General features: G+C 70.4%; 24 protein-coding genes and 1 CRISPR repeat array. Of the genes, 9 read left to right on the top strand and 15 right to left on the bottom strand.

The genetic code is table 11. The annotated features are described in order from the left end of the window. Positions 1 to 10 precede the first annotated feature (10 nt). The 4 genes from ACSTA4_RS11045 to ACSTA4_RS11030 form a co-directional block, all read right to left on the bottom strand. Positions 11 to 463: a thioesterase family protein gene (locus tag ACSTA4_RS11045; protein ID WP_248769774.1), complete on the bottom strand. Its 453-nt coding sequence runs from the start codon at positions 461 to 463 to the stop codon at positions 11 to 13. Continuing rightward, complete coding sequence (locus ACSTA4_RS11040; RefSeq protein ID WP_444963445.1) at positions 460 to 1,458, bottom strand: 3-hydroxyacyl-CoA dehydrogenase NAD-binding domain-containing protein; 999 nt, start codon at positions 1,456 to 1,458, stop codon at positions 460 to 462. The genes ACSTA4_RS11045 and ACSTA4_RS11040 overlap by 4 nt, the downstream gene beginning before the upstream one ends. Positions 1,459 to 1,498: 40 nt before the next feature. Then, on the bottom strand, positions 1,499 to 2,398 hold the full coding sequence (locus ACSTA4_RS11035; RefSeq protein ID WP_274977330.1) for a 3-keto-5-aminohexanoate cleavage protein: 900 nt from the start codon (positions 2,396 to 2,398) through the stop codon (positions 1,499 to 1,501). 153 nt (positions 2,399 to 2,551) lie between these two features. Then, positions 2,552 to 3,472: a TetR family transcriptional regulator C-terminal domain-containing protein gene (locus ACSTA4_RS11030; protein ID WP_444963444.1), complete on the bottom strand. Its 921-nt coding sequence runs from the start codon at positions 3,470 to 3,472 to the stop codon at positions 2,552 to 2,554. A gap of 236 nt (positions 3,473 to 3,708) precedes the next feature. Between ACSTA4_RS11030 and ACSTA4_RS11025 the strand changes: the two genes are divergently transcribed. Both ACSTA4_RS11025 and ACSTA4_RS11020 read left to right on the top strand, forming a co-directional pair. Continuing rightward, positions 3,709 to 5,352, top strand: coding sequence for a BCCT family transporter (locus ACSTA4_RS11025; protein WP_444963443.1), 1,644 nt, complete (start codon positions 3,709 to 3,711; stop codon positions 5,350 to 5,352). A 728-nt stretch (positions 5,353 to 6,080) separates the two neighbouring features. Then, positions 6,081 to 6,662: a hypothetical protein gene (locus ACSTA4_RS11020; RefSeq protein ID WP_444963442.1), complete on the top strand. Its 582-nt coding sequence runs from the start codon at positions 6,081 to 6,083 to the stop codon at positions 6,660 to 6,662. Positions 6,663 to 6,886: 224 nt separating this feature from the next. On the opposite strand, the gene ACSTA4_RS11015 is transcribed toward ACSTA4_RS11020, so the two are convergent. From ACSTA4_RS11015 to ACSTA4_RS11000, 4 genes are all read right to left on the bottom strand, one after another. Further along, positions 6,887 to 8,338, bottom strand: coding sequence for an aldehyde dehydrogenase family protein (locus ACSTA4_RS11015; protein WP_444963441.1), 1,452 nt, complete (start codon positions 8,336 to 8,338; stop codon positions 6,887 to 6,889). A gap of 101 nt (positions 8,339 to 8,439) precedes the next feature. Continuing rightward, positions 8,440 to 9,621 (bottom strand): oxygenase MpaB family protein, encoded by a 1,182-nt coding sequence (locus ACSTA4_RS11010; protein WP_444963440.1) that lies wholly within the window; start codon positions 9,619 to 9,621, stop codon positions 8,440 to 8,442. A gap of 245 nt (positions 9,622 to 9,866) precedes the next feature. Beyond that, positions 9,867 to 11,228 carry an MFS transporter gene (locus ACSTA4_RS11005; RefSeq protein WP_444963439.1) on the bottom strand — a complete coding sequence of 454 codons (1,362 nt, stop codon included), beginning with the start codon at positions 11,226 to 11,228 and terminating at the stop codon, positions 9,867 to 9,869. Positions 11,229 to 11,285: 57 nt separating this feature from the next. Beyond that, complete coding sequence (locus ACSTA4_RS11000; protein WP_444963438.1) at positions 11,286 to 12,233, bottom strand: SDR family oxidoreductase; 948 nt, start codon at positions 12,231 to 12,233, stop codon at positions 11,286 to 11,288. 482 nt (positions 12,234 to 12,715) lie between these two features. On the opposite strand from ACSTA4_RS11000, the gene ACSTA4_RS10995 reads away from it, so the two are divergent. Next, positions 12,716 to 13,555, top strand: coding sequence for a helix-turn-helix transcriptional regulator (locus tag ACSTA4_RS10995; RefSeq protein ID WP_444963437.1), 840 nt, complete (start codon positions 12,716 to 12,718; stop codon positions 13,553 to 13,555). A 159-nt stretch (positions 13,556 to 13,714) separates the two neighbouring features. Then, positions 13,715 to 14,476: a phytanoyl-CoA dioxygenase family protein gene (locus ACSTA4_RS10990; RefSeq protein ID WP_444963436.1), complete on the top strand. Its 762-nt coding sequence runs from the start codon at positions 13,715 to 13,717 to the stop codon at positions 14,474 to 14,476. Between the two features lie 32 nt (positions 14,477 to 14,508). Here the strand turns inward: ACSTA4_RS10990 and ACSTA4_RS10985 are convergent, their stop codons facing one another. Next, positions 14,509 to 15,276 (bottom strand): class I SAM-dependent methyltransferase, encoded by a 768-nt coding sequence (locus ACSTA4_RS10985; RefSeq protein ID WP_444963435.1) that lies wholly within the window; start codon positions 15,274 to 15,276, stop codon positions 14,509 to 14,511. Positions 15,277 to 15,504: 228 nt separating this feature from the next. Between ACSTA4_RS10985 and ACSTA4_RS10980 the strand changes: the two genes are divergently transcribed. After that, entirely contained in the window at positions 15,505 to 15,987 is a 483-nt protein-coding gene (locus ACSTA4_RS10980; protein WP_444963434.1) for an SMI1/KNR4 family protein, read from the top strand. A 117-nt stretch (positions 15,988 to 16,104) separates the two neighbouring features. On the opposite strand, the gene ACSTA4_RS10975 is transcribed toward ACSTA4_RS10980, so the two are convergent. After that, positions 16,105 to 16,995: a glycoside hydrolase family 19 protein gene (locus ACSTA4_RS10975; protein ID WP_444963433.1), complete on the bottom strand. Its 891-nt coding sequence runs from the start codon at positions 16,993 to 16,995 to the stop codon at positions 16,105 to 16,107. Between the two features lie 281 nt (positions 16,996 to 17,276). On the opposite strand from ACSTA4_RS10975, the gene ACSTA4_RS10970 reads away from it, so the two are divergent. Next, the gene (locus ACSTA4_RS10970; protein WP_444963432.1) at positions 17,277 to 17,873 is read left to right on the top strand and encodes a hypothetical protein; all 597 of its coding nucleotides are present in this window, start codon (positions 17,277 to 17,279) and stop codon (positions 17,871 to 17,873) included. A 403-nt stretch (positions 17,874 to 18,276) separates the two neighbouring features. On the opposite strand, the gene ACSTA4_RS10965 is transcribed toward ACSTA4_RS10970, so the two are convergent. Then, complete coding sequence (locus ACSTA4_RS10965; RefSeq protein ID WP_444963431.1) at positions 18,277 to 18,486, bottom strand: hypothetical protein; 210 nt, start codon at positions 18,484 to 18,486, stop codon at positions 18,277 to 18,279. Positions 18,487 to 18,513: 27 nt separating this feature from the next. Beyond that, a CRISPR array of direct repeats spans positions 18,514 to 18,902; the repeat unit is 25 nt; unit sequence CCATCCCCGCGTGCGCGGGGAGCAC. A gap of 512 nt (positions 18,903 to 19,414) precedes the next feature. Here ACSTA4_RS10965 and ACSTA4_RS10960 point away from each other — a divergent pair. Continuing rightward, positions 19,415 to 19,981: a GNAT family N-acetyltransferase gene (locus tag ACSTA4_RS10960; RefSeq protein WP_444963430.1), complete on the top strand. Its 567-nt coding sequence runs from the start codon at positions 19,415 to 19,417 to the stop codon at positions 19,979 to 19,981. Between the two features lie 176 nt (positions 19,982 to 20,157). Here ACSTA4_RS10960 and ACSTA4_RS10955 read toward each other — a convergent pair whose 3' ends face one another. Next, a complete protein-coding gene (locus ACSTA4_RS10955) occupies positions 20,158 to 20,994 on the bottom strand; it encodes an alpha/beta fold hydrolase (protein ID WP_444963429.1) in 837 nt (278 codons plus the stop codon). Positions 20,995 to 21,115: 121 nt separating this feature from the next. On the opposite strand from ACSTA4_RS10955, the gene ACSTA4_RS10950 reads away from it, so the two are divergent. Continuing rightward, positions 21,116 to 21,712: a TetR/AcrR family transcriptional regulator gene (locus tag ACSTA4_RS10950; protein WP_444963428.1), complete on the top strand. Its 597-nt coding sequence runs from the start codon at positions 21,116 to 21,118 to the stop codon at positions 21,710 to 21,712. 105 nt (positions 21,713 to 21,817) lie between these two features. Here the strand turns inward: ACSTA4_RS10950 and ACSTA4_RS10945 are convergent, their stop codons facing one another. The 3 genes from ACSTA4_RS10945 to ACSTA4_RS10935 all read right to left on the bottom strand — a co-directional run bounded on the left by ACSTA4_RS10945 (position 21,818) and on the right by ACSTA4_RS10935 (position 23,553). Beyond that, positions 21,818 to 22,006, bottom strand: a complete 189-nt coding sequence (locus ACSTA4_RS10945) for a type II toxin-antitoxin system RelE family toxin (protein ID WP_444964144.1) — start codon at positions 22,004 to 22,006, stop codon at positions 21,818 to 21,820. 77 nt (positions 22,007 to 22,083) lie between these two features. Next, entirely contained in the window at positions 22,084 to 22,392 is a 309-nt protein-coding gene (locus ACSTA4_RS10940; RefSeq protein WP_444963427.1) for a type II toxin-antitoxin system prevent-host-death family antitoxin, read from the bottom strand. A 516-nt stretch (positions 22,393 to 22,908) separates the two neighbouring features. After that, positions 22,909 to 23,553 (bottom strand): TetR/AcrR family transcriptional regulator, encoded by a 645-nt coding sequence (locus tag ACSTA4_RS10935; protein WP_444963426.1) that lies wholly within the window; start codon positions 23,551 to 23,553, stop codon positions 22,909 to 22,911. Between the two features lie 158 nt (positions 23,554 to 23,711). On the opposite strand from ACSTA4_RS10935, the gene ACSTA4_RS10930 reads away from it, so the two are divergent. Beyond that, positions 23,712 to 24,077: a VOC family protein gene (locus ACSTA4_RS10930; RefSeq protein ID WP_117199512.1), complete on the top strand. Its 366-nt coding sequence runs from the start codon at positions 23,712 to 23,714 to the stop codon at positions 24,075 to 24,077. Positions 24,078 to 24,090: the final 13 nt, after the last annotated feature.

The following is a 24,090-nucleotide window of genomic DNA, read 5'->3' as shown; positions in this document are numbered from 1 at the left end:
CGACGGCGGACTACCCCCCGACGGCGCGGCCCGCGTAGTCGGGCGCGGGTTCGGCGAGGGCGGCCAGGCGTGCGGCGGCCTCCTCGGGGAAGGGGACCGCCCGGCCCAGCGCCTGGTCGACGTGGAGCGCCATCAGCTCCTCGGTCGCCACCAGGACCTCGCCGACCCGCATCTCGTGGCAGATCCGCGCCTTCTTGGCGCCGGGTCGGTCCGGGCCCGGACCGACCACCCGGGTGCGGACCTCGACCTCGTCGTCCGCGGCGACCTCGCGCAGATAGCGCACGTGCGCCTCCACCGTGTACAGCGAGCAGCCGGACCGCTCGCGGTAGGCGGCGTCCAGACCGACCCGGTCCATCAGCGCGTCCGTCGCGAACCCGAAGACCAAGACGTAGTAGGCCTCGCTGAGGTGGCCGTTGTAGTCGATCCACTCGGGCCGCAGCCGCTGGGTGAGCGTCGCGCTCACGCGTCCGCCCCCGCCCGCTCGGCGGCCTCGGCGGCCTCGGCGCGTTCGACCTCCTCCAGCGCGCGGGCCACCGCGATCAGGCGACGGTCGCGCTGGGCGATCAGCTCGGCGGTGGAGCGCCCGGCCACGACCTCGTCCGTGCCCGCGACCATGCGGTCGCGCAGGTCGGCGGTGAGTTCGGGCGCCTCCAGGCGGGTCCACGGGGACTTCAGGGACGGGCCGAAGTGGTCGAGCATGTGCGCCATGCCGCCCTCTCCCCCGGCCAGGTGGAAGGTCAGGCAGGGGCCGAAGAAGGCCCAGCGCAGCCCGGGTCCGCTGGTCATCGCCAGGTCGATCTGCTCGACGGTCGCCTCCCCCTCGGCGACCATGTGCAGGGCCTCGCGCCAGGCGGCCTCCTGGATCCGGTTGCCGATGAACCCCGGCAGCTCCCGCTCCATGGTGATCACCGACTTGCCCGCGGCGCGGTAGAAGTCCGAGGCCCAGTCGACGGCCCACCGTTCGCTGCGCTCGCCCCCGACCACCTCGACCAGGGGCACCAGGTAGGGCGGGTTGAACGGGTGCCCGACGACGAGCCGCCCCGGCGTGCGGGCCCCCACCTGCATCTCGCTCATGCTGTAGCCGGAGGTGGACGAGGCGATGACCACGCCCTCGGGGGCGGCGGCGTCGATCTCGGCCAGCAGGTCGATCTTCAGGTCGAGGCGCTCGGGGGCGCTCTCCTGGACGAAGTCCGCGTCGGCTACGGCCTCGGCCAGCGTGTCCACGACCCGCAGGTTCGCCGTGTCGGCCCCCTCGGCCAGGCCCAACTCCTCCAGGGCGGGCCAGGCCGAGGAGACCAGCCCGCGCAGCTTGCTCTCGGCGTCCGGGGCGGGGTCCCAGGCCACCACCCGGTAGCCGCGGCCCAGGAAGTGGGCCACCCAGCCGCCCCCGATGACACCCGCTCCGACGCAGGCGACCGTGCGCACGGCCTCGGGGATGGTTCTCGCGTTCTCCGTCATCGTGCTCCTCGTGTGGTCGGCGGTTCGTGTGGGGCTGCGGCTAGGCGGCGCTGCGGAGCCCGAGCATGGTGCGGGCCTCGGCCGGTGTGGCCACCCGGGCGCCGAGCTGCTCGATGATGTTGACGGCCTTCTCGGTGAGCTGGCCGTTGGTGGCCTTCACCCCGCGGCTGAGGTAGAGGTTGTCCTCCAGCCCCACCCGGGCGTGCCCGCCGAGCAGCACCGACTGCGCCACCCACGGCATCTGCTTGCGGCCGATGGAGAAGCTCGCCCACTGCGCGCCCTCGGGGAGCAGGTTCACCATCGACTGGAGGACACCGGGGTCCGACGGCGCCCCGTAGGGGATGCCGGTGCACAGCTGGAACAGCGACGGGTCGTCGATGAGGCCCTCGGCGTGCATGGTCTTGGCGAACCACAGCTGGCCGGTGTCGAAGATCTCCAGCTCCGGGCGGACCCCGAGTTCCTGGATGCGCTTGGCGCCCGCGCGCAGCATGTCCGGGGTGGAGATGTAGACCTGGCTCCCGTCACCGAAGTTCAGGCTGCCGCAGTCCAGGGTGCAGATGTCGGGCAGCAGTTCCTCCACGTGCGGCAGGCGGTCCAGGCCGTTGACGAGGTCGGTGCCCTCCTCGAACTTGAGCGGGTCCTCCTGGCCGATGACCAGGTCGCCGCCCATGCCCGCGGTGAGGTTGATGACGATGTCCACGCCGGTCTGGCGGATGCGGTCGACGACCTCCCGGTAGAGGGCGTTGTCCCGGGAGGGGGCGCCCGTCTCGGGGTCGCGGACGTGGATGTGCACCACGCTGGCGCCGGCCCCGGCGGCCTCGACCGCGGCTGCGGCGATCTGCTCGGGTGTCACCGGCACGTGCTCGCTGCGGCCGACGGTGTCCCCGGCGCCGGTGAGGGCGCAGGTCAGGATGGGTTTGGGGTTCATGGTGTCGCTCATGGCGGTGCTCCGTCTCCGTGTGTGTGCGGCGTCGCGGGTTCTGTGAACGGGTGGCCGTCGGGCGTCTCAGGGGCGTTTTCGGGCGCGCGGAACCGAGGTCGGGGCTCCGGAAGGGTCTGGATCGGGTGCGGGCTGGGTCGGGTGCGGGCCGGCTCAGTCCCTCGGGGCGTCGCTGTCCCCCGGGGTGTCGCGACGGCCCAGGACGTCGCTGTCGATGACCGAGCGCAGGGTGTCACGCATGTGGGCGACCGACCGCCCGGGCATCCCGGTCATGACCTGGATGCCCATGCCGTCGATGAGGGCGGTGAGGCGCCTGGTCATCTCCTCGACGTCGAAGTCGGCGAAGACCCCGCTCTCCCGGCCCTCGCGCAGGGTGCGGGCGATGGTCTCGTGCCAGCGCAGGTAGGAGTCGGTGTGTAGCCCGCGCATCCCCGGGTCCAGCGCCGCCGCCGTCCAGACCTGGAGCCAGATCGACCATTCCAACCGCAGGCGCTCGGAGTCGGGGAGCTGGAGTTCGATGAGCCGCAGGAGGCGCTCGTAGGGGTCCTCGATGGTGTGCAGCCCCGCGACCTGGCGGTCGAAGGCCTGCTTCACCGAGTGGCGCAGCGCCTCCACCAGCAGGTCGTTGAGGGTCGGGAAGTAGTAGTGGACGGTGGCGCTGGACGTCCCGCAGGCCTGGGCGACCTGGGCGACGCGGACCGAGTGGAAGCCGCGTTCGGCGATGAGGGTCCACGCCGCCTCGATGATCTGGAGTCTGCGGCTGTGCTCCCGGGCGGCCGTGGGGTGGTCCGCCAGGCTCGCGGAGGTCGGCCGCACCGCCGACGAGTCGCGCGGTACCGCCGAGACCGTCTCGGCGTCGTCCTTGCCGTTGAGCAGCCAGTTGACCGTCACCCCGGTCTCGTCGGCGATACCGGCCAGTTCCAGGGCGGTGAAGCGCCGGGTGCCGGTCAGGGACTTGGAGAGTTTGCTGGGGTCGATGCCGAGTCTGGTCGCGAACTGGCGCTGGGAGAGGCCGGATCGGCGGATCGCCTCGCGGGCCCTGCCGCGCACGTCGTCGGCCACGTTGTCGCTCACGGTGGGAACGTAACAGCACGATGGCGATTTTCGCAACGCGGACGTGGTTGTCACTTCGTTACACAGGCATCGTCCCGAGCGCCCCACTACCCGGGAAACCCTTGCTACCAAACGCTTTTCCTCATAACAGCAGCGCACGGCAGCGGGCGGAGAACAGCGGTGAGGCGATTCTGACTGGTTGATTAGTCAAGCGCAACACAGTAGTAACTGGATGGTCCACGCCCTCGACCCCGGAGGTGACCCGAGCTATCCGCTGGAACATCGACAACAAAGTCTTCTGGCCCGCGCTGATCATGGTGATCGGCTTCAGCGCGCCGTTCGTGATCGCGCCGCAGACGGGTGAACGCCTGCTCGGCGAGGTCCTGTCCTGGCTCCAGTCCGATCTGGGCTGGGTGTACATGTGGTTCGTCGTCGGACTCGCGGTACTGCTCGGCTGGCTGCTCTTCAGCAGGTACGGCCGCATCAGGATGGGCGGCCCCGACGACCGCCCCGAGTTCTCCACCCCCACCTGGCTCGCGATGATCTTCACCGCCGCGATCGGCGGCGGCCTCATGTACTGGGGGATCATCGAGTGGGCGCACTACCACGTGGATCCCCCGTTCCAACTCGAACCGCACAGCGCCGAGGCCGCCGAGTGGTCGGCCACCTACCCCCTCTTCCACTGGGGCCCCACCGCCTGGGCGGTCTTCTGCGTCCCGACCCTGGCCCTGGCCTACGCCTACCACGTGCGCAGGATCCGCCGACTGCGCCTGAGCGAGGCCTGCCGCGGGGTGCTCGGCGACCGCGTCGACCGCTGGCCGGGGCGCCTGATCGACGTCTTCTTCATCCTCGGGATGATCGGGGCTGCGGGAACCTCGCTGGCCCTGGCCGTGCCCACCGTCGCCGAGGGCGCCTCCCGCATGCTGGGCTTCGAGCCGGGCGCCACCCTCAACACCATCGTCATCGGTCTGTGGACCGTACTGTTCGGGGGAAGCGTCGCCCTGGGCCTGCACCGCGGCCTCAAGCGCCTGGCCAACCTCAACCTCTACCTGGCCGCCGCCCTGGGCGTCCTGGTCCTGGTGCTGGGCCCGGCGGTCTTCGTCATCGACACCTTCACCAACAGCGTCGGCATGCTCGCCCAGAACATCGTCCGGATGAGCACCTACACCGACCCGGTCGGCGGGTCCGGCTTCGAGGAGATCTGGACGGTCTTCTACTGGGGCTGGTGGATCTCCTACGGACCCTTCGTCGGCATGTTCTGCGCCAAGATCTCCAAGGGGCGCACCGTCCGGCAGATCATCGTGGGCATGTGCGGCTTCGGCAGCCTGGGCTGCTGGCTCTCGTTCGCGCTGCTCGGCAACTCCAGCATGGCCTTCGAGCTGAGCGGGCAGGCGCCCATCGTCGACACCCTGGAGTCCGAGGGCGCGGTCTCGGCCATCTTCGCCACGCTGGAGGCGTTCCCGCTCAGCTGGATCATCACCCCGCTGTTCCTGCTGCTGTTGCTGGTCTTCCTGGCCACCACGCTGGACTCCGCGTCCTACATCATGGGCTCGGCAACCTCCCGTGACCTGCCCAACGAGGTCGAGCCCTCCCGGTCCAACCGCGTGCTCTGGGCCGTCGTCCTCGCGGCGGTGTCGGTGTCGGTGATGTCGGCCGGAGGCACCGACGCTTTGCAGACCCTGTCGGTCGTGACCGCCTTCCCGCTGATCTTCATCCTGAGCCTGGTCGCCGCCTCCCTGGTGCGCTGGCTCCGCGAGGACGACAGATACCGTTCCAGTGCTCCGAGCCCTGATACCGGGCCCGGGACCGGTTCAGGGGCCGAGCCCGGTCTCGACCCGGATCGGGGGAAGGAACCGGGACTGGACACGCCTCCGTCCCCGCCGACCCCGGCTGCGAGGTGACCCTTCGCACGCGGTGACGCCCAGGGCGGTCCGGTGCTGGTATCGGGTCCGCGCTCGACGGATCGCCGGTGGAGCGGGGGCAGCGGCCGCCCCGCACCCGCGGCCCGGATATGACGGAGGCTCTGGTTCGTGGTGGGAGGCGGTCCCCGCGCCACCAGAGCCTCCAGCACACCACGGAGTACGGTCGTCGCACGAGGGGTTCGACCGAACGGCGATCCGCCTCCTGCCGGCGGGGTTCCTACCGGGCAAGCCGCGTCGAGCATGATCAGGGGCGTCGATCCGCCCTGGCTCGACGCGGGCCTCGTTGACCGCATCCACCACTCCTCCGGAGTCCGTGTGACGCGTTCTCAACAGCTCCTCGAAAACACTCGGCTCCGGGGCAGCACATTCCTGCACCGCACGTGTCGGGCACATCGGTAAAACAACAATCCCTTGCCTTCGCGCACTGTTCGAGTTCGGACCTCGGAGTTCGCCCGGGCAAACGCACAGGCATTCGGCGAGGCGGGCGACAACCCCTGCCGTCCCCGGGAAACACACACGGCCACATGTGGCCAGACAATCCGACACGATGCGTGTCCGAACGGCCACTAAACTGCGTCCTGGTTCCGCTTCGGCTGTTCCGTCCCCGTTGGTTTCGGTCCTGCCGGGCACGGTACGAGCCGACCGTGGCGAAACTCCTTCCCCGGCCGTTTCTCGGCCCGCCCTTCCTCCCCACCGAAAAGGCCTCCATGCAACCCCACCCCCCACAGCCCGGCCCGACCGCCCACCCGGAACAGCTCCGCGCTCCCGGACCGGTGCGTGGCCTGGCCGTGGTGCTCTGGATCTCCGCTGCCATCTCGTTGGCCGTGCTCGTCCTCAACATGACCACCGCGCCCATGTTCGGCGTCGAGCCCGGGTACGCGTTCGGCTACTCGCTGCCCCATACCTTCATCGGCGCGCTCCTGGCCGTGGTGGCGATCCCGGTCGTCCGTGGCCGTTCCTGGGCGCGGACCATGGCCAAGGTCGTCCTCATCATTCAGATCGTCCTGCAGTCGTTGATGCTGTTCAGCGGGACCAGTGTCCTCTGGGCGCTGTTCCTGCTCCCGCTGGCCGTCACCGGAGTGGTCCTGCTGCACCGGCCCCTGTCCCAGTGGTTCTTCACGGTCCGCGACCAGGCCGCCAACCAGGGGTACGCGCAGCAGCACGCGGCCTATGACCCGCACCACCAGATGAACCAGGGCTACTACCCGCCCCAGCAGTATCCGCAGCAGGGCTTCGAGCAGCAGCCGCCGCAGAACGGCTCCTGGGACCAGTACCCCCGCCAGCAGTAGTCCGTGGCGTGTCGGTGCGTGCGCCGAGCACGGCAGGGGCCCGGCCACCCCGCGCGGGCGGCCGGGCCCGCTGTCCTCCTGGTGAGCGGTGTGTTCCGCGTTCTGCGGAGTCGGATCCCTGGGTTCCGGGGCCGCACGGCCTCCAGGAGACGGGGCGGGACGGACCGCCCTTCCTGTCGTGTCCCGACGGCGGCCGCCTGACCGCACCGCCTCCGTCAGCGGCCTCAACCGGAACCGGCGGTGTCGGCGCCGAACACCAGCCCCTTGGTCTGCTGGAACTCCTCCAGCCCGTAGCGTCCGTACTCGCGGCCGACCCCCGACCGCTTGTAGCCGCCGAAGGGGACGGCAGGGTTGAACCCGGCACCGTTGACGAAGACCTGACCGGCCTGAAGCCGCCCCGCCACCTCGACGGCCTCGGCGCGGTCTGCGCCCCACACCCCGGCGCACAGACCGTAGGGCGTGCGGTTGGCCAGGTCGACGGCCTCGTGGACCGAGTCGTAGACCTGGATCACCAGCACGGGACCGAAGATCTCGTCGGTCACCAGGGCCGAGGCGGGCGGGACGTCGGAGAAGACCGTCAGTGGCAGGTAGTAGCCGCGCTCCAGCGCGGCCGGGCGGTCGGGGCCACCGGTGATCAGGCGCAGGCCCTCCCGCTGTCCCCGGCGGACGTAGTCGCGCACGCGGTCCCGCTGCGCCTTCGAGACGAGCGGGCCGTACTCGGTGTCCGGGTCGGTCGGATCGCCCACGACGTAGTCGGCGACCGTGGCGCGGACGATCTCCTCGGTCTCGGCCAGGCGCGCCCGATCCACGAGGATCCGGGTCAGGGCCATGCACGTCTGGCCGGAGTTGAGGAAACCCGAGCGCAGTGCCCGCCGCAAGGCCGGGCGCAGCGGCGCGTCCGGAAGAATGACGGCGGGGCTCTTGCCGCCCAGTTCCAGGGACACCTTCTTGACGGTGGCCGCCGCCGCGGTCGCGACCTGGACACCGGCCCGGGTGGAACCGGTGAACGACACGAGGTCGACGTCCGGGTGAGCGGCGACGCGCGCTCCGACGGTCGTCCCGTCACCCATGACCATGTTGAACACACCGGGCGGCAGGCTCACCGAGTCGATCGCCTCAGCCAGGGCGTAGGCCCCCAGCGGGGCGACCTCGCTGGGCTTGTACACGACGGTGTTCCCGGCCGCCAGTGCCGGGGCTGTCTTGGCCGCGCTCTGGTGCAGCGGGTAGTTCCACGGGGTGATCGCGCCGACCACCCCGTAGGGCTCGCGCAGCACCGTCGCGCCGGGGATCGTTTCGTCCGGTCCGGCCTGCTCGATCAGGTCGGCGGCCGCGGTGAAGAGGTCGATCGGGCTCTGCGCGTGCGCTCGGCGGGACAGGGTGATCGGGGAACCGACTTCCGCCGTCTCCATCTGCGCGATCTCCTCCTGGCGCAGGGTCAGTTCGGCCGCGACGGCCCGCAGCAGCGCCGCACGCTCGGACACGGGAGTCCGGGCCCAGCCCGGCGCGGCCCGGCGGGCGGCGTCGACCACCGCCTCGACGTCGGTGACGTCCCCCAGCGTCACCTGGCCCAGGCTCTCCTCGGTGGCCGGGTTGGTCACCACGACCTGTCGCGTGCTGTGCGAGCGGATCCAGCGCCCGTTGACATAGAACATGTTCGTGTAGCCGTTGGTCTGCATCGGGTTCCTTCTGCTGCTCGGCTGCTCTGGTGGGTCGACTGCCCGGCAGGGTCGGCGTTCCGGTTCCGGCGGGGCCGGTGTGCGGGCACGGCCTCGGCCCCTCAGTCCTCGGAACCGGTCGCGCCGCGCTGGTAGGCGGTCGGCTGTCCTGGCCTGGCCGCCAGTTCGCGGGCGGCCGCCAGGTTCTGGTCGATCGCGGCCTGCCACCGCCCCGGGTCCCGGCGGCGGCGTTCGCGCGCCAGCGCGAGCCCGGACAGCACCGGTCCCAGCCACGCGTCGGCGATCGGGGCCGGAGGTATCCGCAGGTCCTGGCACGCTCCGTCGCCGTGGATGCGGCGGGCGATCGCGTTCAGCGCCGGTCGGGCCAGCTCGCCGGGGACCTTGAGCATCGCGTGCAGGGCGGAGGTCGCCGAGGCCAGCGTCGCGTCCGCCAGCACGGCCGACTCCTCCGTGGCCGGTCCGGTCACGGTCTGGAACACGGCGTCCAGGCGTGCGGCGGCCTCGTTGCCCGTGATCCCCTCGACCAGGCGCGCGTCGATCCCCAGCAGGTGGGCGACGTACCACCAGTAGCGGTACAGGTCGGCCTGCTCGCGGCTGCTCAGTCCGAACCCCAGGAGCCCCTCGGCGGTGTAGGCGGTCAGGGTGAAGTCCATCCAGGTCCGCCCCAGGTCGACCTGGTTGATCGGGCAGCCGTCCGCCGAGCTGTCGTAGCCGCGCTCCAGCGCGAGCCTTCGCATGTGCGCGTGCAGCATCCGCACCTCCAGGGTCGCCACGTAGCCCGGCTGTCCGACCCGGAGGCCGCCGGGCAGCATGGTCTGGGTGAGCCACGCCCCGGTCTCCTGGATGCGCCGCTGCGCGGACTCGACCAGCCGTCCCGTCGTCGTCAGCACCTTGGAGATCGACGGCGACTCGTAGACCCGGATCAGGGAGCCCGCGTTGAGCGCGATGATGTGCACCGGCGGCGGCGAGGTGTAGAACGGCATGGGGCCCTGGTCGAGCAGGGCGTCGTCCACGTAGTCGGGCGGGCTCTCGGCCTGCCGCAGCAGCGCCGCCAGTGCCGGAGGCGGGTCGGTGAGGGAGGCCAGGCCCTCCCGGATGCCCTGGTTCACCACCGGCCTGGCCTGCCGCATCCCGATCTCGTGCATCTCGGCGACGACCGCGTCGGCGAGCACGTCACCGGTGGTCAGCGCCCACTGCATCAGGTCGGCTCGGGCCTGGCCGAACTGGGCCAGGACGGTCGACCGCCCCGCCCTGCGCGTCGGCCACGGGTTCTGCTCGGTCATGGTCTCCTCACCTTTCTTCTGAGAATTCGTCCCTGACCGTCCGTGGGGCCGGAAGGCCCCCGGTAGTGCCAGGTACGGCTGACATGGTTCTGCTGCGGACGGGGCTGGAGGAGCTCGGCCGCCCGGCGCTCCGGTGTCGGCCGTCCGCCCGGGCCAGGTGGTGTGCCCACGGGTTCTGACCCGGGCGAACGGGACCGTGGTCCCCGGGCCCGCGACGGCCCGGTGGTGTACGGGTCCGGGGCGGCTCAGCCGTGGGCCTCGGCCCGCGGCCTGCCCGGGGAACCGTGGGTGTCGCCGCTCCCGGCGATGTCGCTCAGCACCTCGGAGGCGGCGAGTTCGTCGCGGGCGGCGAGGCGGTCGAAGCCGTTGACGGCGGGGTAGACGTAGCGGCCCAGGGTCGCGATGAGGACCGCGCCGACGACGAGGACGCCCATCAGGACGGGGATGACGGGGTCGTAGGAGCCCAGCAGGTCGTACCCCAGCCCGAGGAGCAGCGGCCCCAGCGCGCTGCCCAGGAGGAACGCGGCCTGGACCAGGCCCAGGATGCGGCCGAAGTAGCGCGTGCCCAGGTAGCGGGTGATGAGCAGGGCGAGCAGGTCGCCCTCGATGCCGAAGGCGACGCCGATGAAGGCGACCGCGACGGCGGCGCCACCGAACGGCGGTTCCAGGAAGAACATCCCGGCGATGGGGGCGATCATCACGATCGGACCGATGACGCACGCGTGCACCCGGTCGAGGATGAGGCCGCCCGCCACCCGGCCCACCAGCGAGGCGAGGCCGAAGACGACCAGCAGGGTGGCGGCCTGGTCGGCGCTCAGCCCGCGGTCGGTCATCATCGGCACGAGGTGGACCTGGAGACCGTAGACGACGACGCCGACCAGTCCCAGTCCGAGCGCGATGGCCCAGAACTGCCGGGTGCGGACCGCCTCGCCGACCGTCAGGCCGGGGAGTTCGAGGCTGACCTCGCGACCCTCCACCCGGGTCTCCCGGACGAGTCGTCCGCGGACGTGCCGTTCGGCGCGGGCGCGCACGAACAGGGTGACCATCGTGACCGACACCAGGACCGAGATCAGCGCCATGAGGCCGTAGGCCGTCCGCCATCCGACGCCTTCGATGAGCGCTCCGGCCAGCAGCGGGGCCAGGGCCGAGCCCAGCCCGATGATGCCCGTCACCACTCCGACGGCGAGGGCGCGGTTGTTGTCGAACCAGCTCACCACCGCCCTGGTGGCGGGCACGGCCGTCCCGGCCCCGAAGAAGCCCACGAAGAAGCACGGGATGAGGTAGACCCACTCGACCGGCGGCACCAGCCCGATCAGCGCCATCGAGGCCGCGAACAGCACGAACCCCGGCACGAGGATGTACCGCGCGGCGAAGCGGTCCACGAGCTGGGCGACGATGACCAGGCCGATCGCCATACCGACCGCCGCGACCGAGAAGGCCCCGGTGACGGTCGTGCGGCTGAAGCCGGTGTCCTCGACGATCGGCAGTACGAACAGGCCGATGGTGGCCAGGTACATCTGGGGGCCGACGGCGTTGGCGGTGCCGCTGCCGATAAGCACCCACCAGGGGCTCCTGGGTCTGGGCGTGCGGGGGGCGACTGTACTCATGCGGTCTCCGTGGGTCGTGGGGCGGTCGGGCAGGCGGTGGCGGACGGACGACGGCGGTCAGACGGCGGCGGGGAAGGAGACCCTGGTCAGTTCCTCGGAGACCTGCCAGACGCGCGCGGCCTCCAGCGCGCTGCGCAGCGGCGGGTACAGCCGCTGCTCGGACGGCGGGCCACCCAGCCTCCCGAGGCCGCTGGGGCTGTAGAGCGCGCCGGGTTTGGCGGCCGGGTCGGTCGCGGCCATGAGCGCGGGCAGCTTGGACGTTTCGAGGGTGCCCAGCAGGATTCCGCGGGCAGACAGGGCCCGGATCCGGCGGATGTAGGGGGTGTCCTCGCCGCGGCCGATCTCGGGGCGGGCGGCCAGGAGGCTGGTCGGGGCCACCCCGGGGTGGGAGAGGTTGCTGGTGATGCCCCACCCGTGCGCCGTGCTGCGGCGGTCCAGTTCGAGGCCGAAGAGCCCGAACGCGATCTTGGACTGGCTGTAGGCGCGCATCTCGTTGTAGGAGCGCTCCCAGTTCAGGTCCTCCCAGTTGATGGAGCCGCGGCGCGCGGAGACGCTGATCTGAGAGGTCACCCGTGCCCGGCCCGCGCGCAGCAGCGGGAGGATGTGGCCCACCAGGGCGAAGTGGCCGAGGTGGTTGGTGCCGAACTGGAGCTCGTGGCCGTCGGTGGTGGTCTGCTGGTTCGGGGGTCTCATCACGCCCGCGTTGTTGATGAGGATGTGGATCGGCAGGCCCTCCTCCCGCAGGGTGTCGCCGAGGGCGGCGACCGAGGCGAGGGAGGACAGGTCGAGGCGGCGCAGCGAGACGTTCGCTCGGGGCACCGTCCGCCGGATCGTGGCGATCGCGTCCTCGCCCTTGCGCTCGTTGCGGACGGGCATGATCACCTCGGCGCCCGCGGCGGCCAGCCGCCTGGCCATCGCCAGGCCCATCCCGTCGCTGGCGCCGGTGACGACGGTGCGCTTGCCGGTCAGGTCGGGCACGGTGATGTCGATGGTTCGACGTGGCATGGTCGTTCTCCCTCATGTCGTGTCTGGATGTCGGCCGCCGGGTCCCCGTCACCGGAGGCCCGTCGCCGGGCCGATCCGGTGTCCCCGGTCCGCGCGGGTGGTCCCGGTGCGGGCGGTTTCGGATCGGGTGGCCCCGAAGCGGGTTGGTCACGGTGCGGATTGGTCCCGGAGCGGGCGGTCGTGCGGGTGGTCGTGCCACCGGCGGGGGCGCCGGTCGCGTTCGCCGGTGACCGCTGCGGGGCGGTCGGCGACGGCACGTCGGGGCGGTGGGCGAGCATGCGTCCGCTCGCCTTCCGGGGTCCCGCTCGGGCCTTGGCACCGATCCTGGGCGCACGGCGCGGACCTATCCAGGACCTCCCGATCACAGGCTCGCCGGGCCGCCTCTGCGCCGTTCACGGGGGGATCGGCGGGTCGTGGCTGGCGCCGTCCGCGGGCGGTAGACAGGCCCTACGGACCAGGCAGCACCCGAGGAGAGGGACGTCGTGATCGATCGCACCGGGCTGGCGGAGTTCCTGCGCAACCGGCGTCAGGCCCTGCAACCGGAGGACGTCGGCCTGCCGCGCGGGCAGCGCCGCAGGACCAGCGGGCTACGGCGCGAGGAGGTCGCGTCGTTGTGCCACATGTCGACCGACTACTACTCCCGTTTAGAGCGCGAACGCGGCCCCCAGCCCTCGCACCGGATGCTCGCCTCGATCGCCCAGGGGCTGCACCTGTCGCTCGACGAGCGCGACCACCTGTTCCGCCTCGCCGGACACAACCCGCCGCCCCGGGGCGGGTCCAACGAGCACATAGGCCCCGGTCTCCTGCGTGTGCTCGACCGCCTGGACGACACTCCCGCCGAGATCACCACCGAGTTGGGCGAGACCCTGCGCCAGTCCCGGATGGGCGTGGCGCTGACCGGGGACACGACGCGGTTCACGGGGCCCGCCCGCAGCGCGGGGTACCGGTGGTTCACCGACCCCGCCTCCCGGAGGATCTACGCGCCGCAGGAGCACCCGTTCCTGACCCGGACCTACGCCGCGGGGCTGCGTGGGCTCGTCACCCTGCGCGGTCCGCGGTCGCGCGCCGCCGAACTGGCCGACCTGCTGCTGACCCGCAGCGAGGAGTTCCGGCGGGTGTGGAGCGACCACGAGATCGGGATACGTCCCCACGAGGTCAAGCACTTCGTCCACCCCGAGGTCGGCGCGCTGGAGCTGACCTGCCAGCGGCTGGTCGATCCGGGCCAGGCCCACTCGCTGAGGGTCTACACCGCCGTTCCCGGCAGCGAGAGCCACGAGAAGCTCCAGATGCTGTCGGTCATCGGAACGCAGAAGCTCGGCTGACGCCGGGCCGTACCCGGGGCTCCACCGGGGCAGGGGCGGACTCCGTGCGTCGCGAGCGGCCGGAGGCCGGAGTTCCCGACCGAAGGCGAACCGCAACTGTCGGGCCGCTCCCCCGGAAGGCTCCCTAACGTGGCCGGTGAACGAGAGGGGAACCGGTTCATGCTGACCGATCACGACATCAGGTCCTTCGTCGAGGACGGGTTCGTCGCCCTGCGCGGGGCGTTTCCGCGCGAACTCGCCGACCGGGGCCGGGAACGGCTGTGGGCCGACCTCGGCTGCGACCCCGACGACCCCGCCACCTGGACCCGGCCGGTCGTCCGCCTCGGCGGTTACCACGATCCGCCGTTCCGGGAGGCCGCCACCGCCCCCGCGCTGCACGAGGCGTTCGACCAGTTGGTGGGCGAGGGCCGCTGGCAGCGCCCGGGAGGGCTCGGCACCTTCCCCGTACGCTTCCCCAGCGATGAGGACCCCGGCGACGCCGGGTGGCACCTCGACGCCTCGTTCGCCGGAACCCGGGGGGAGCCCCGCGTCAACCTCCGCTCGCGCGGGCGCGCCCTGCTGATGCTCTTCCTGTTCTCCGACGTCGGCCCCGACGACGCGCCCACCCGCATCCGGGTGGGCTCGCACCGCGACGTGCCGCCGCTGCTGGCCGACGCCGGTGACGAAGGCCGCGAGTTCATGGACCTGTGCGGTGCCGCTGTCCCGGCCAGCGAGGGCCGCCCCGAGGCGCTGGCCACCGGCGCGGCCGGAGACGTCTTCCTGTGCCACCCGTTCCTCGTGCACGCCGCCCAGCCGCACCGGGGCGCCGCCCCGCGCTTTCTGGCCCAGCCGCCGCTGCTGCCCATGGGGGAACTCGACCTCGACGCGCGGCGGCCCACTCCGGTCGAACGTCCGGTCATCGAGGCGCTACGCGTCGGCTGACCCGCGCCGGGGCCGCGCGGTGGTCGCGGTCGTCACGCACCGGCGGGCGACGGCGGTGCCTCCAGGACGAAGAAGAGGAAGCCGATCCTGGTCGACAGGGCGTGGAACTCGTCGGGGAACAGCTCACGGGCGGCCGGATCGGGCTGCGGCTCGCTGATGGCGCACAGGCGCAGACCGGTGGCGGTGAAGGCGTCGGTCATCGCGTGCAGCGGCCTGCGCCAGAACCTCAGCGGAACGGTCTGCCCGCCGAACGCGAACTCGGCACTGTAGCTGGTGGTCGCGAAGTAGTCGGGCCGGGGGTCCTGGATCGCGTAGTCCGTGAACGGGTGCTGCACCGACGCGATCAGCCGACCGCCGGGCCTGAGCACGCGCCGGAACTCGGCCAGCGTCGGGCCCCAGTCCTCCAGGTAGTGCAGCACCAGAGACGCGACCACGTCGTCGAACGCGCCGTCCTCGAACGGGAGGGGATCGCTCAGGTCGGCCACGCGCAGGTCCGCGTCGTCCCCGAGCCGCCGCCGGGCCAACGCCAGCATTCCGGCGCTGGCGTCGACACCGGTGACGTCGGCGCCGCGGTCGCGCAGGGCGGCGGACAGGGGGCCCGCGCCGCAGCCCGCGTCCAGGATGCGGCGGCCGGTCACGTCCCCGGCCAGGGCCAGCATCGCGGGCCGTTCGTAGTAGGCGTTCTGGATGTTGTTCTCGTTGTCCGCCGCGTACGCCTCGGCGAAGCTGTCGTAGTCGTTCGTCCGGGCCGCATCCACGGCCTGGGCGGGGGTGTGGGGTACATCGGTGACTCGGTCCATCGCTGGAGCCTAGTGTGCGCACGGCCCGCCGGACAGCCTTCGATTACGGTCCGCGTGGACGGGAGGAGCCGCCGCGCCAGGATCCGCAGTACGTGAGCCGAAGGACGGGCACTGCCACAACCCCGGACGGGGGTTCCGGCTGTCCTACCGGCATCATCGATACCCCGGGCCTGGGCAACTCGTCGAGGGGCGAGTCCGTGTCGGCACCGGACACACCGGAGGTTGCTGATGACAGAGCTGTTCGAGGACAGCGACTACTACACCGGCCCTCCTCTCGACGGGGAAATGGTCCGCCGTGCCGAGGCGGACCTCGGCGTGCGGCTTCCTCGCGGCTACGTGGAGGTGCTGCTGCTACGGAACGGAGGGACCCCGCGACGCCGCTGCTACCCCACGCCGTTTCCGACGTCCTGGGCCGACGACCATTTCGAGATCAGCGGGATCCGTGGAATCGGCGGAGACTGGGGGATCGACTCCGCGTCCGACGGGGGAAGCCCGTACCTCGTCACCGAATGGGGGTATCCGGAAATCGGCGTGGTGGTCTGCGACACGCCTTCCGGTGGCCATGACACGGTCATGCTCGACTACTCCGGTTGTGGTCCCGCGGGAGAACCCGCCATCGCCTACATCGACGAAGACCGCGTCCCCCGGCGGATAGCGCGATCGTTCGGTGAGTTCCTCGCGCGGCTGACTTCCCGCGCTTCGGCTGCTTGAGGCCGTCGTGACCCGGCCCCGCGCTCACGGAGCGCCGGGCGGAGGCGCTCCCGGCCGCGATGGCCGGGCGCGCCCCCGCCCGGATGTGTCCGGCGGGCGCTCAGCCGCGTCCGGGGATCAGCAGCTCAGGTTCGATCCGGTGGTGGTGCCGAGGATCTGGGTGAACTGCGTGAACTTGTTGATGCGGCTCTGGACCTGCGCCGGGTTGCCCCCGTTGCACTCGATCGAGCCGTTGATCGCACGGATCGTCTCGCCGAAGCCGTGGCCGTTGACGATGGCGTTGTGCGGCGTGATCGTGCCGGGTCCGGACTGGGTGTTCCAGTACCAGAGGCCGGTCCGCCAGGCGACCGAGGCGTTCTGCTCGACCAGGTAGGGGTTGTTCAGCAGGTCGATGCCGAGGGCGTCACCGGCGGCCTTGTAGTTGTAGTTCCAGCTGAGCTGGATCGGGCCGCGCCCGTAGTAGGCGGCCTGACCGGCCGGGCAGCCGAAGGGCTGGTTCCAGTCGCAGTAGTGCGGGTAGTTGGCCTCGTTGGTCTCCCTGATGTGCACCAGCCCGCCGGTCTCGTGGCTGACGTTGGCCAGGAAGGCGGCCGCCTCTCGCTTCCTCACCTCGGTGCTGCCGGTGTTGGCGAAGGCCGGGTAGGAGCTGAGGGCGGCGGTGAGGCCGCTGTAGGTGTAGAAGGGGTTCCGGTTCGGGAACATCTGGTTGAACTGGGCCTCGGTGACGACGAACCCGCTGGGGCCGGGCTCCTCACCGCCACCGTCGGTGCCGCAGGGGCCCTGGTCGGTCCAGACCTCGGAGGTGCCGGGACGCTCGTTCTGCGTCCACCACCTGGCGGTGTAGTTGCGGCCGTCGTAGGAGACCTGCCCGCCGCCGGTGTAGACGGCGGAGGAGCTCCAGGCCGGCGCGCAGGTGGCGGCGGCCTGCGCGACGGTCACGGGGAGGACGACGAGCACAGCCGCGAGCGCGCCGAGCGCGGCCAGCTTGCTCAGGAGACGACGGATCACGTGTTCACACTCCTAGGGTGCGGCGCGTCGTCCGACCGCGCGCCGCTGGGGGTGCCGTCACCAAAGCAAGGGTGGTCTAGACCTGTCAAGACCAGTAACACGGATCGTGAGGACAAGGTGACGGAAAGCCGGAGGCGGTGACCCGGCGACGGGCCCCTTCCCGGGCCGCCGACAGTGTCGGGCGGTCCGCCTCGGCGTACGCGGAAGCTCGACGCGTTCCCGCGTAGGATCGTGTTCGTTTTCCAGGGACACCGGTCGAGTCGTGATCCATGCTGGAACCCATGAACGACACGCCTGCCCTCCGCCCCGTCAGCGTGGCCCGGACCCTGGTGTCGGCCGCCGCGGTCCTGGCGGTCGGCGCCTGCTCCCCCTCCGCTCCGCAGGAGGAACAGCGCCCCGCCGCGAGCGAGCCGACGCCTTCCGCCAGCGCAAGTGCCAGTGCCGATGCCGGTACCGGTGTCAGCGAGTCCTCCTCCCGGGTCACCGGCCTGGACCCCGAAGGCACCACGCGGGCCCAGATCACCGAAGGACTCACCGTGGCCGTGGAGAACTTCGAGCGCACCCAGGACGCCCAGGGGGAACCGGCGCTGACCTTCGACCTCACGCTCACCAACGCCACCGGCCAGACCTTCGACGCGACCCGCGTGGCCGTGTTCGCCTTCCACGGCCCCGACACCCAGGAGGCGCCTCCGACCATCCTGGAGTTCGACGAGAACGGCTCCGGGCGCTCGGCCCACTTCGACGAACCGCTTCCCGACGGCGAGGAGGCGACACTCACCTACGGGTTCAACGTGGATCCCGACCACGAGCAGGTGCTGATCGCGGTCGAACCCGAAGGGGACGACGCGGTGTTCTTCAGCGGTACCGTCCCCCTTTGATGGGGGGTTTGGCCATACCGTGCGCCCGGCCGGGGTCGGGATTGACCATGTTTACCCGCCGTTGGGCGGGTAGAGAGGTGGGTGTGCACCTGCGCGCTCCTCGGGCCGCGGGGACGGCCTCCACGGCCGTACGGCCCGGGATGACGCGGCGCAGGTGCCGGGTCGGCGCCTCTCGGGGGTGAGCGCGCACGACCCGCGCCGGACCGGCGGTTCGGGGGATCCGCGACGGTCCGGCGAGACGCGGGAGCCCCCGCGCGACAGCTCTTGTCGCGCGGGGGCTTTTCCCTTGGGCCCGGACGGGCTGGGGAACCAGCGGGCGGCAGGGCTCGTCAGCCGACGGGGTCATCCCCGCGTGCGTGCAGAGCGCTGGCTGGCCGCGCTCGCTGAAGCTCGTAGCTGCGGCTCAATCGTCGTTTCCCCACACCTCGTCATGAGCGAAGACCTGTTCCCGACCTGCTCGGACGTCTGCCAAGATCTGGGCTGCTTCGGCGTCGTCATGCTCTTCGCGAAGTCGTTCGTAGTGTTCGACCCATCTTGCAGGAACGAGCACGTATCCGCTGAGGTCGTGACCGATTCCGGGGCCGTTCTCAGGTTCCATGGACATCGCGCTCATGACGTTCTCTCTTCGTCTGGTCTTGAACCATCCCCGCGTGCGCGGGGAGCACTCCTCCACGCTGTCGACGTACATCCCGGGCCAGGGACCATCCCCGCGTGCGCGGGGAGCACAACGGGGGAGTGTTCCCCGGCCCGGTGCAGCGGGGGCCATCCCCGCGTGCGCGGGGAGCACACCGCGGCCAGGGCGCTGTCGGGCAGGTCGATGGGGCCATCCCCGCGTGCGCGGGGAGCACAACTCTGTACCGAATCAGATATCCGAATATCCGGGGCCAGCCCCGCGTGCGCGGGGAGCACACGACCGCGCGGGGACGGGGCCCCTGCCGGGGGGCCATCCCCGCGTGCGCGGGGAGCACCGTGTCCGTGGTCGCGAGCGACGGTGCGACCCGGGACCATCCCCGCGTGCGCGGGGAGCACAGTCAACGAACTGCGAACTTACCAGCGGCAAGCAGCCGAATTTCTAACTTCTTGAAAAACAGACACTAGCCACCAAAATCCCATAGGGTACAAAAACCTTAAAAGCCAACAAGCCACGTTCCATGAGACGAACCGTGTCACTTTGTCATCCCACAGCAGCCTCGCCCCACAGCAACATAACGCGGTTTATCGGTCCTGACACAGATGACGCCCTCGGGAGCGCCCCCGTTAACGCGCCCCCGAGATCGTGAGGGAGGAATTGTCAAGACGTGGAGCTTCGCCGCCGCCTGGCGACCCGACTGGAGAGCGTGAACGACCTCCGCTAAGAGCGCTACCTTCAGCTACTCACAGTAGTAGACGACTGGCCTGCCCCGGAGAGTCTGGCTCCGGCTGTTCAACTGGTCCGTCCAAGCTCTGCGGGTCCGGGCACAGCAATGGCGGGGCGGCCGCAAGGCGGTATGGGGCGGACGTGGTCGGCATCGGGCGAAAACGCCGCCCCATATGATCGGTTGATGGGTGCCCCGATCGAACTCCAGGTAGCCGCGTCGCCGGTCTCTCCCGCCCTCCTCCTTCGTCCCTGGCACATGGGGGACGTTGCCGCGTTGGTCGAGGTGAGCCGAGATCCCGCGCTGCGCCAGTGGGTGAACTCCGTCGTGGACAACGATGCCGACGGGGCACGCTGGGTGCGGGCCCAGCAGCGGGGCTGGGCAGCTGGGAACCGCTTCGGCTTCGCCGTCCTTGAGGTACGACCAGGTTCGGCTCGCGAACAGTTGGCGGGCAATGTGGTCCTCAAGGAAGTCGCCCCCGGCAAACCTGCGGCCGAAGTGGGCTACTGGACCGCGGCGCACGCTCGCGGGCGGGGAGTGGCCTCCCGTGCTCTGGAGGCACTCACCAGCTGGGCCTTCGACACCTTCGGCGCCGACGGGCTGGAGCGTCTCGAACTCCTGCACCAGGTGGACAATCTGGCATCGTGCCGGGTCGCGCGGAAGAGCCGCTACGACTTCGCCACCATCCTGCCCGCGGCACCGCCCTCCTTCCCCCGCGATGGCCACCTGCACATACGGCGCATGAGTGCCTGAAGATCCTCCCGGCTTCCGCGGATCGGCTGAGGCTGCTCACGCCGAGAGCGTCTCAGGGCTTTCGACGAGGTGGCCTATCGATCGCCCCCGGGAAGGTACGTGCTCCCGAGTCCGATCCACAGGATCTGCGCACTGCTCGTCGTGGGGCACGGCATGCCCCCTGACAGCCTCCCGCCTTACTTGGCCAGGAAGGCCAGCAGGGCCTCGGTGACCTCCTCCGCATGCGTCCACAGCAGGCCGTGCGGCGCCCCCTCGATCTCGACGTAGTCCGCCGAGGGCAGCAGCGCCGAGAACGCGCGGCCGGTGGCGTCGATCGGCAGGATGTTGTCCGCGGTGCCGTGCAGGATCAGCGCGGGGACGTCGATCTTGGGGATGTCCGCGCGGAAGTCGGTGAACCAGGTCAGCGGGGCCGCCGCCGAGGCGACCGCGCCCGAGCCCGCCGCGACGTCCCAACTGTTGCGGACGGCCTCCTCGCTGATGCGGGTGCCCAGGTTCTCGTCCAGGTTGTAGAAGTTCTTGTAGAAGTCGGTGAAGTAGGCGTACCGGTCCGCCTTGACCGCCGCGACGACACCCTCGAAGAACTCCCGGGGCGCGGCCCCTGCGGGGTTGTCCTCGGTCTGGAGCAGGAACGGCTCAAGGGAGGCCAGGAAGGCCGCCTTGGCGACGCGGGCGGAGCCGTAGGTACCCAGGTAGCGACCGACCTCGCCGGTGCCCATGGAGAAGCCGACCAGGACGACGTCGGTGAGGTCGAGGGTCTGCAGGACCGTGTTGAGGTCGGCGGCGAAAGTGTCGTAGTCGTAGCCGGTGGAGGGCTGGGAGGACTGGCCGAAACCCCTGCGGTCGTAGGTGATGACCCGGTAACCGGCGTCCAGCAGGGCGGCGGTCTGCTTCTCCCAGGAGTGACCGTCGAGCGGGTAGCCGTGGATGAGGACGACGGGCTGGCCACTGCCCTGGTCCTCGTAGTGCAGCTCGATCGGGGTGCTGTTCTCAGTCCCGATGGTGATGCGGCCCATGGTGAACTCCCTCCTTCGACGAGAACGGTCGTTCTCATCCGAAGCCGTGTGCGAGAACGATCGTTCTCGCCTGCTCCACACCATAGAGAACGATCGTTCTCGGCGCAAGTACACTGGTGGCATGGACAACGAGGAGTACCGACAGCAGATCGTCGCGGCGGCCGACCAGCTCTACTACACGCGGGGCTTTTCGTCCGTGGGCATGGACCAGCTCCGGGACGCCGCCGGGGTCTCGCTGCGCCGCCTCTACCAGCTCTTCCCCTCCAAGGACGACATCGTCATGGCGGTGCTGCGCAGGCGCAGGCGCATATGGGCCGAGGGGTTGGACGAGCACGTGAACGCGGCCGGGACACCCCGGGAGAAGCTGCTGGCGGTCTACGCGTTCCTGTCCGACTGGTTCTGCGAGGAGGACTTCCGGGGGTGCGGGTTCATCAACGCCTTCGCCGAACTGGGGGCGGTCAACTCCGACGTCGCCGATATCGCCCGCGAGCACAAACTGTCCTTCCAGCGCTACCTGGGCGAACTGGTGGAACGGATCGGCGTGGACTCCTCCCTGGCCGCGCAGCTCGCTCTGCTGGCGGAGGGCGCGCAGACCACCGCCGCGATCACCGGCCAGGCGGAAGCGGCCGACCGGGCGCGCGAGGCCGCCGAGGTACTGATCGACGCGGCCTTGGAGAAGGCGAACCGCGGTGCGGCTGAGAAGGCTTCGCTCCCGTAAAGCGGCGTGAACTGCAACCATCCCCGCGTGCGCGGGGAGCATGCAACAAGCGCCTCCCAGGCGGGCCGGTGCTCGGGACCATCCCCGCGTGCGCGGGGAGAGATGTTACAGGTCCCGGTAGACCTCACGGCGATGAGCGACACTCAGCACAAGGACCACCAACCGACCGTCGTGAATCGCGTACACGATCCGGTAGTCGCCTACCCGTATGCGCCAGGATTCGGTATCTCCCTTGAGCGGGATACTCCCGGCCGGGCGTGGGTCCACTGCCAGCTCTCGGACCTTGCGCGCGATTCGAAGGCGGATCGGTTCGTCGAGCTTGCCGAGCTACTGAAGCGTTGGGGCAGCAAAGGAAACAGCGTAGGGCTCGTTCACCGGCCCAGCTCGCCTTCGGTCAGCCCGAGCTGGCGCATCGCTTCATCGAAGGGAACGACCGTCGATCGTCCCGCTTCGATGTCAGCCAAGCGCTCGGCGGCGATACGGGCGTCGCGCTCGTCCAACAGCTCCTCGTAGTGATCGACCATGTCAGCCGGAACGATTGCAGCGGCCCGTTGGTGACGACATCCGCGAGTGATGAAGGTGACCTCTCCGCCGTAGGCGGCGCGGTTGACGCGTTCGGAGAAGTGATTGCGAGCCTCGGTCACAGACAGTTCTTGCGTATGGCTGGTGTCGGCGTTCATGTTCTCCGTCAGGCCCTAAAAAGACGTCAATCTGGCGTGGTTCTTCACCTTCCCGGCGGGTCACGTCAAAAGCTTGTGACCCAGAACCATCCCCGCGTGTGCGGGGAGCACATCCCCGTGGATGCGCGCCTGGACGAGGACCTGGGACCATCCCCGTGTGCGCGGGGAGCACTCGCCCTCGCACGTGGTGTCGGGGACCTGGTGGGGACCATCCCCGCGTGCGCGGGGAGCACGTGCCGAGAAGCCGGTTCGAGGGTTCTCCTTGGGGACCATCCCCGCGTGCGCGGGGAGCACCCAGGCCGACGATGGGTGCGGACCCCAGGTCGAGGACCATCCCCGCGTGCGCGGGGAGCACCTCCGCGATTAGGGCCTTTTCTCCGTCCTCTGCGGACCATCCCCGCGTGCGCGGGGAGCACAGTCAGCGACCTGCAAACTTACCAGCGACAAGCAGCCGTTTTTCCAACTTCTCGAAAAACAGACAACGGACCCATAAAACCCATAAGACCCACGACTCCCCTAACGAACGCCGACCCCATAAGCAGCGAGGAACACCCGCACGCCCTCCTCCGCATGCTGGCACACTTCCCGCTCCGTCGGAATGGCCTCGTCCCCCAGCAGCATCGCCCGGTTCACCGGCTCCGACATCACCAGCCAGTTGAAGTGGGACGCCGCCCGCAGTGGCTCCTCCACCACCAGCAGCCCCCTCTCCCCCAGCCGGGCGAAGCTCTCCGCCAGCCCCTCGATCGCCCGCTGCGGCCCGCACTCGTACAGCACCCGCGCCAACTCCGGGAACCGCGCGACCTCACCGATCACCATCCGCCTCAACCGCATCAGCCGTGGCGTGAGCACCACGGCAAGCTGCCGCCGCGCGTAGTCCCGCAGGTAGGCCTCCACGTCCTCGATCCGGTCGGGTTCGGGCGTCTCGTCGCGCACCGCGTCCCCCGCGCCCGAGGTCATGCTGGTGACGATCTCGACGAACAGCCCCTCCTTGCTGCCGAAGTGCTTGTAGACCGTCTGCTTCGACACCCCCGACAGCGCGGCGATCTCGTCCATGTTGGTCCCGAGGTAACCGCCCCTCAGAAAGACCTCCTCCGCGGCGCCCAGGATGGCCCGGCGCTTGCGGGCCGAGCGGCTCAGCTCCTCCTCCGCTGGCGGGTTCACGCTGTTCAACACCTCGTCTTCGTGGTTCCAGGTTTCGTTTCGACCCTTTTGTCCTATGGGTACCGTACGGTCTAGTTCCACACCACATGCGGTACTGGACGGTCCAGTTTGAAGTCGGACCGAACGCGGTAGCGCGTCAGAGGGAACGGAAAAACCACATGTACGTCAAGTTCGCTGAACTCCCCGTCTTCGACCAGGAGCGGGCCAAGGCCTTCTACACCGACCGCCTCGGCTGCACCGTGGCGACCGACGCGCCCATGTCCGACGACGGGTGGCGGTGGATCGAGCTCGGCTTCCCCGGCTCGCGGACCCGCCTGCACTTCCAGCGCCGCGCGGACGAGAACCCGTCCGCGGAGCCGGTCATGGTCCTGGTGACGGAGGACGTCGAGGGCACGGTCGAGGCCCTGCGCGCCGCGGGCGTGGAGATCGTCACCGAACCGGGGGAGGCGATGTGGCAGCCGGGGGTCACGGCCGCCGAGTTCCGCGACAGCGAGGGCAACCGCATGGTGCTCAGCGACAGCTGACCGCCGGACACGA

It is taken from the genome of Nocardiopsis sp. M1B1 (assembly GCF_052466615.1).
Note: the sequence above shows the minus strand (reverse complement) of the source record. Positions and strands in the feature narration are given on the sequence as shown.

What these genes read in the sequence shown, in the direction of transcription:
- ACSTA4_RS11020 (WP_444963442.1), top strand. Translation starts at nt 6,081, where the DNA reads ATGCAACCCCACCCCCCACAGCCCGGCCCGACCGCCCACCCGGAACAG.
- ACSTA4_RS11015 (WP_444963441.1), bottom strand. Translation starts at nt 8,338, where the DNA reads ATGCAGACCAACGGCTACACGAACATGTTCTATGTCAACGGGCGCTGG.
- ACSTA4_RS10980 (WP_444963434.1), top strand. Translation starts at nt 15,505, where the DNA reads ATGACAGAGCTGTTCGAGGACAGCGACTACTACACCGGCCCTCCTCTC.
- ACSTA4_RS11035 (WP_274977330.1), bottom strand. Translation starts at nt 2,398, where the DNA reads ATGAGCGACACCATGAACCCCAAACCCATCCTGACCTGCGCCCTCACC.
- ACSTA4_RS10990 (WP_444963436.1), top strand. Translation starts at nt 13,715, where the DNA reads ATGCTGACCGATCACGACATCAGGTCCTTCGTCGAGGACGGGTTCGTC.
- ACSTA4_RS10965 (WP_444963431.1), bottom strand. Translation starts at nt 18,486, where the DNA reads ATGAGCGCGATGTCCATGGAACCTGAGAACGGCCCCGGAATCGGTCAC.
- ACSTA4_RS10930 (WP_117199512.1), top strand. Translation starts at nt 23,712, where the DNA reads ATGTACGTCAAGTTCGCTGAACTCCCCGTCTTCGACCAGGAGCGGGCC.
- ACSTA4_RS10950 (WP_444963428.1), top strand. Translation starts at nt 21,116, where the DNA reads ATGGACAACGAGGAGTACCGACAGCAGATCGTCGCGGCGGCCGACCAG.
- ACSTA4_RS10940 (WP_444963427.1), bottom strand. Translation starts at nt 22,392, where the DNA reads ATGAACGCCGACACCAGCCATACGCAAGAACTGTCTGTGACCGAGGCT.
- ACSTA4_RS11005 (WP_444963439.1), bottom strand. Translation starts at nt 11,228, where the DNA reads ATGAGTACAGTCGCCCCCCGCACGCCCAGACCCAGGAGCCCCTGGTGG.
- ACSTA4_RS11010 (WP_444963440.1), bottom strand. Translation starts at nt 9,621, where the DNA reads ATGACCGAGCAGAACCCGTGGCCGACGCGCAGGGCGGGGCGGTCGACC.
- ACSTA4_RS11040 (WP_444963445.1), bottom strand. Translation starts at nt 1,458, where the DNA reads ATGACGGAGAACGCGAGAACCATCCCCGAGGCCGTGCGCACGGTCGCC.
- ACSTA4_RS10985 (WP_444963435.1), bottom strand. Translation starts at nt 15,276, where the DNA reads ATGGACCGAGTCACCGATGTACCCCACACCCCCGCCCAGGCCGTGGAT.
- ACSTA4_RS10970 (WP_444963432.1), top strand. Translation starts at nt 17,277, where the DNA reads ATGAACGACACGCCTGCCCTCCGCCCCGTCAGCGTGGCCCGGACCCTG.
- ACSTA4_RS10960 (WP_444963430.1), top strand. Translation starts at nt 19,415, where the DNA reads ATGGGTGCCCCGATCGAACTCCAGGTAGCCGCGTCGCCGGTCTCTCCC.
- ACSTA4_RS10955 (WP_444963429.1), bottom strand. Translation starts at nt 20,994, where the DNA reads ATGGGCCGCATCACCATCGGGACTGAGAACAGCACCCCGATCGAGCTG.
- ACSTA4_RS11000 (WP_444963438.1), bottom strand. Translation starts at nt 12,233, where the DNA reads ATGCCACGTCGAACCATCGACATCACCGTGCCCGACCTGACCGGCAAG.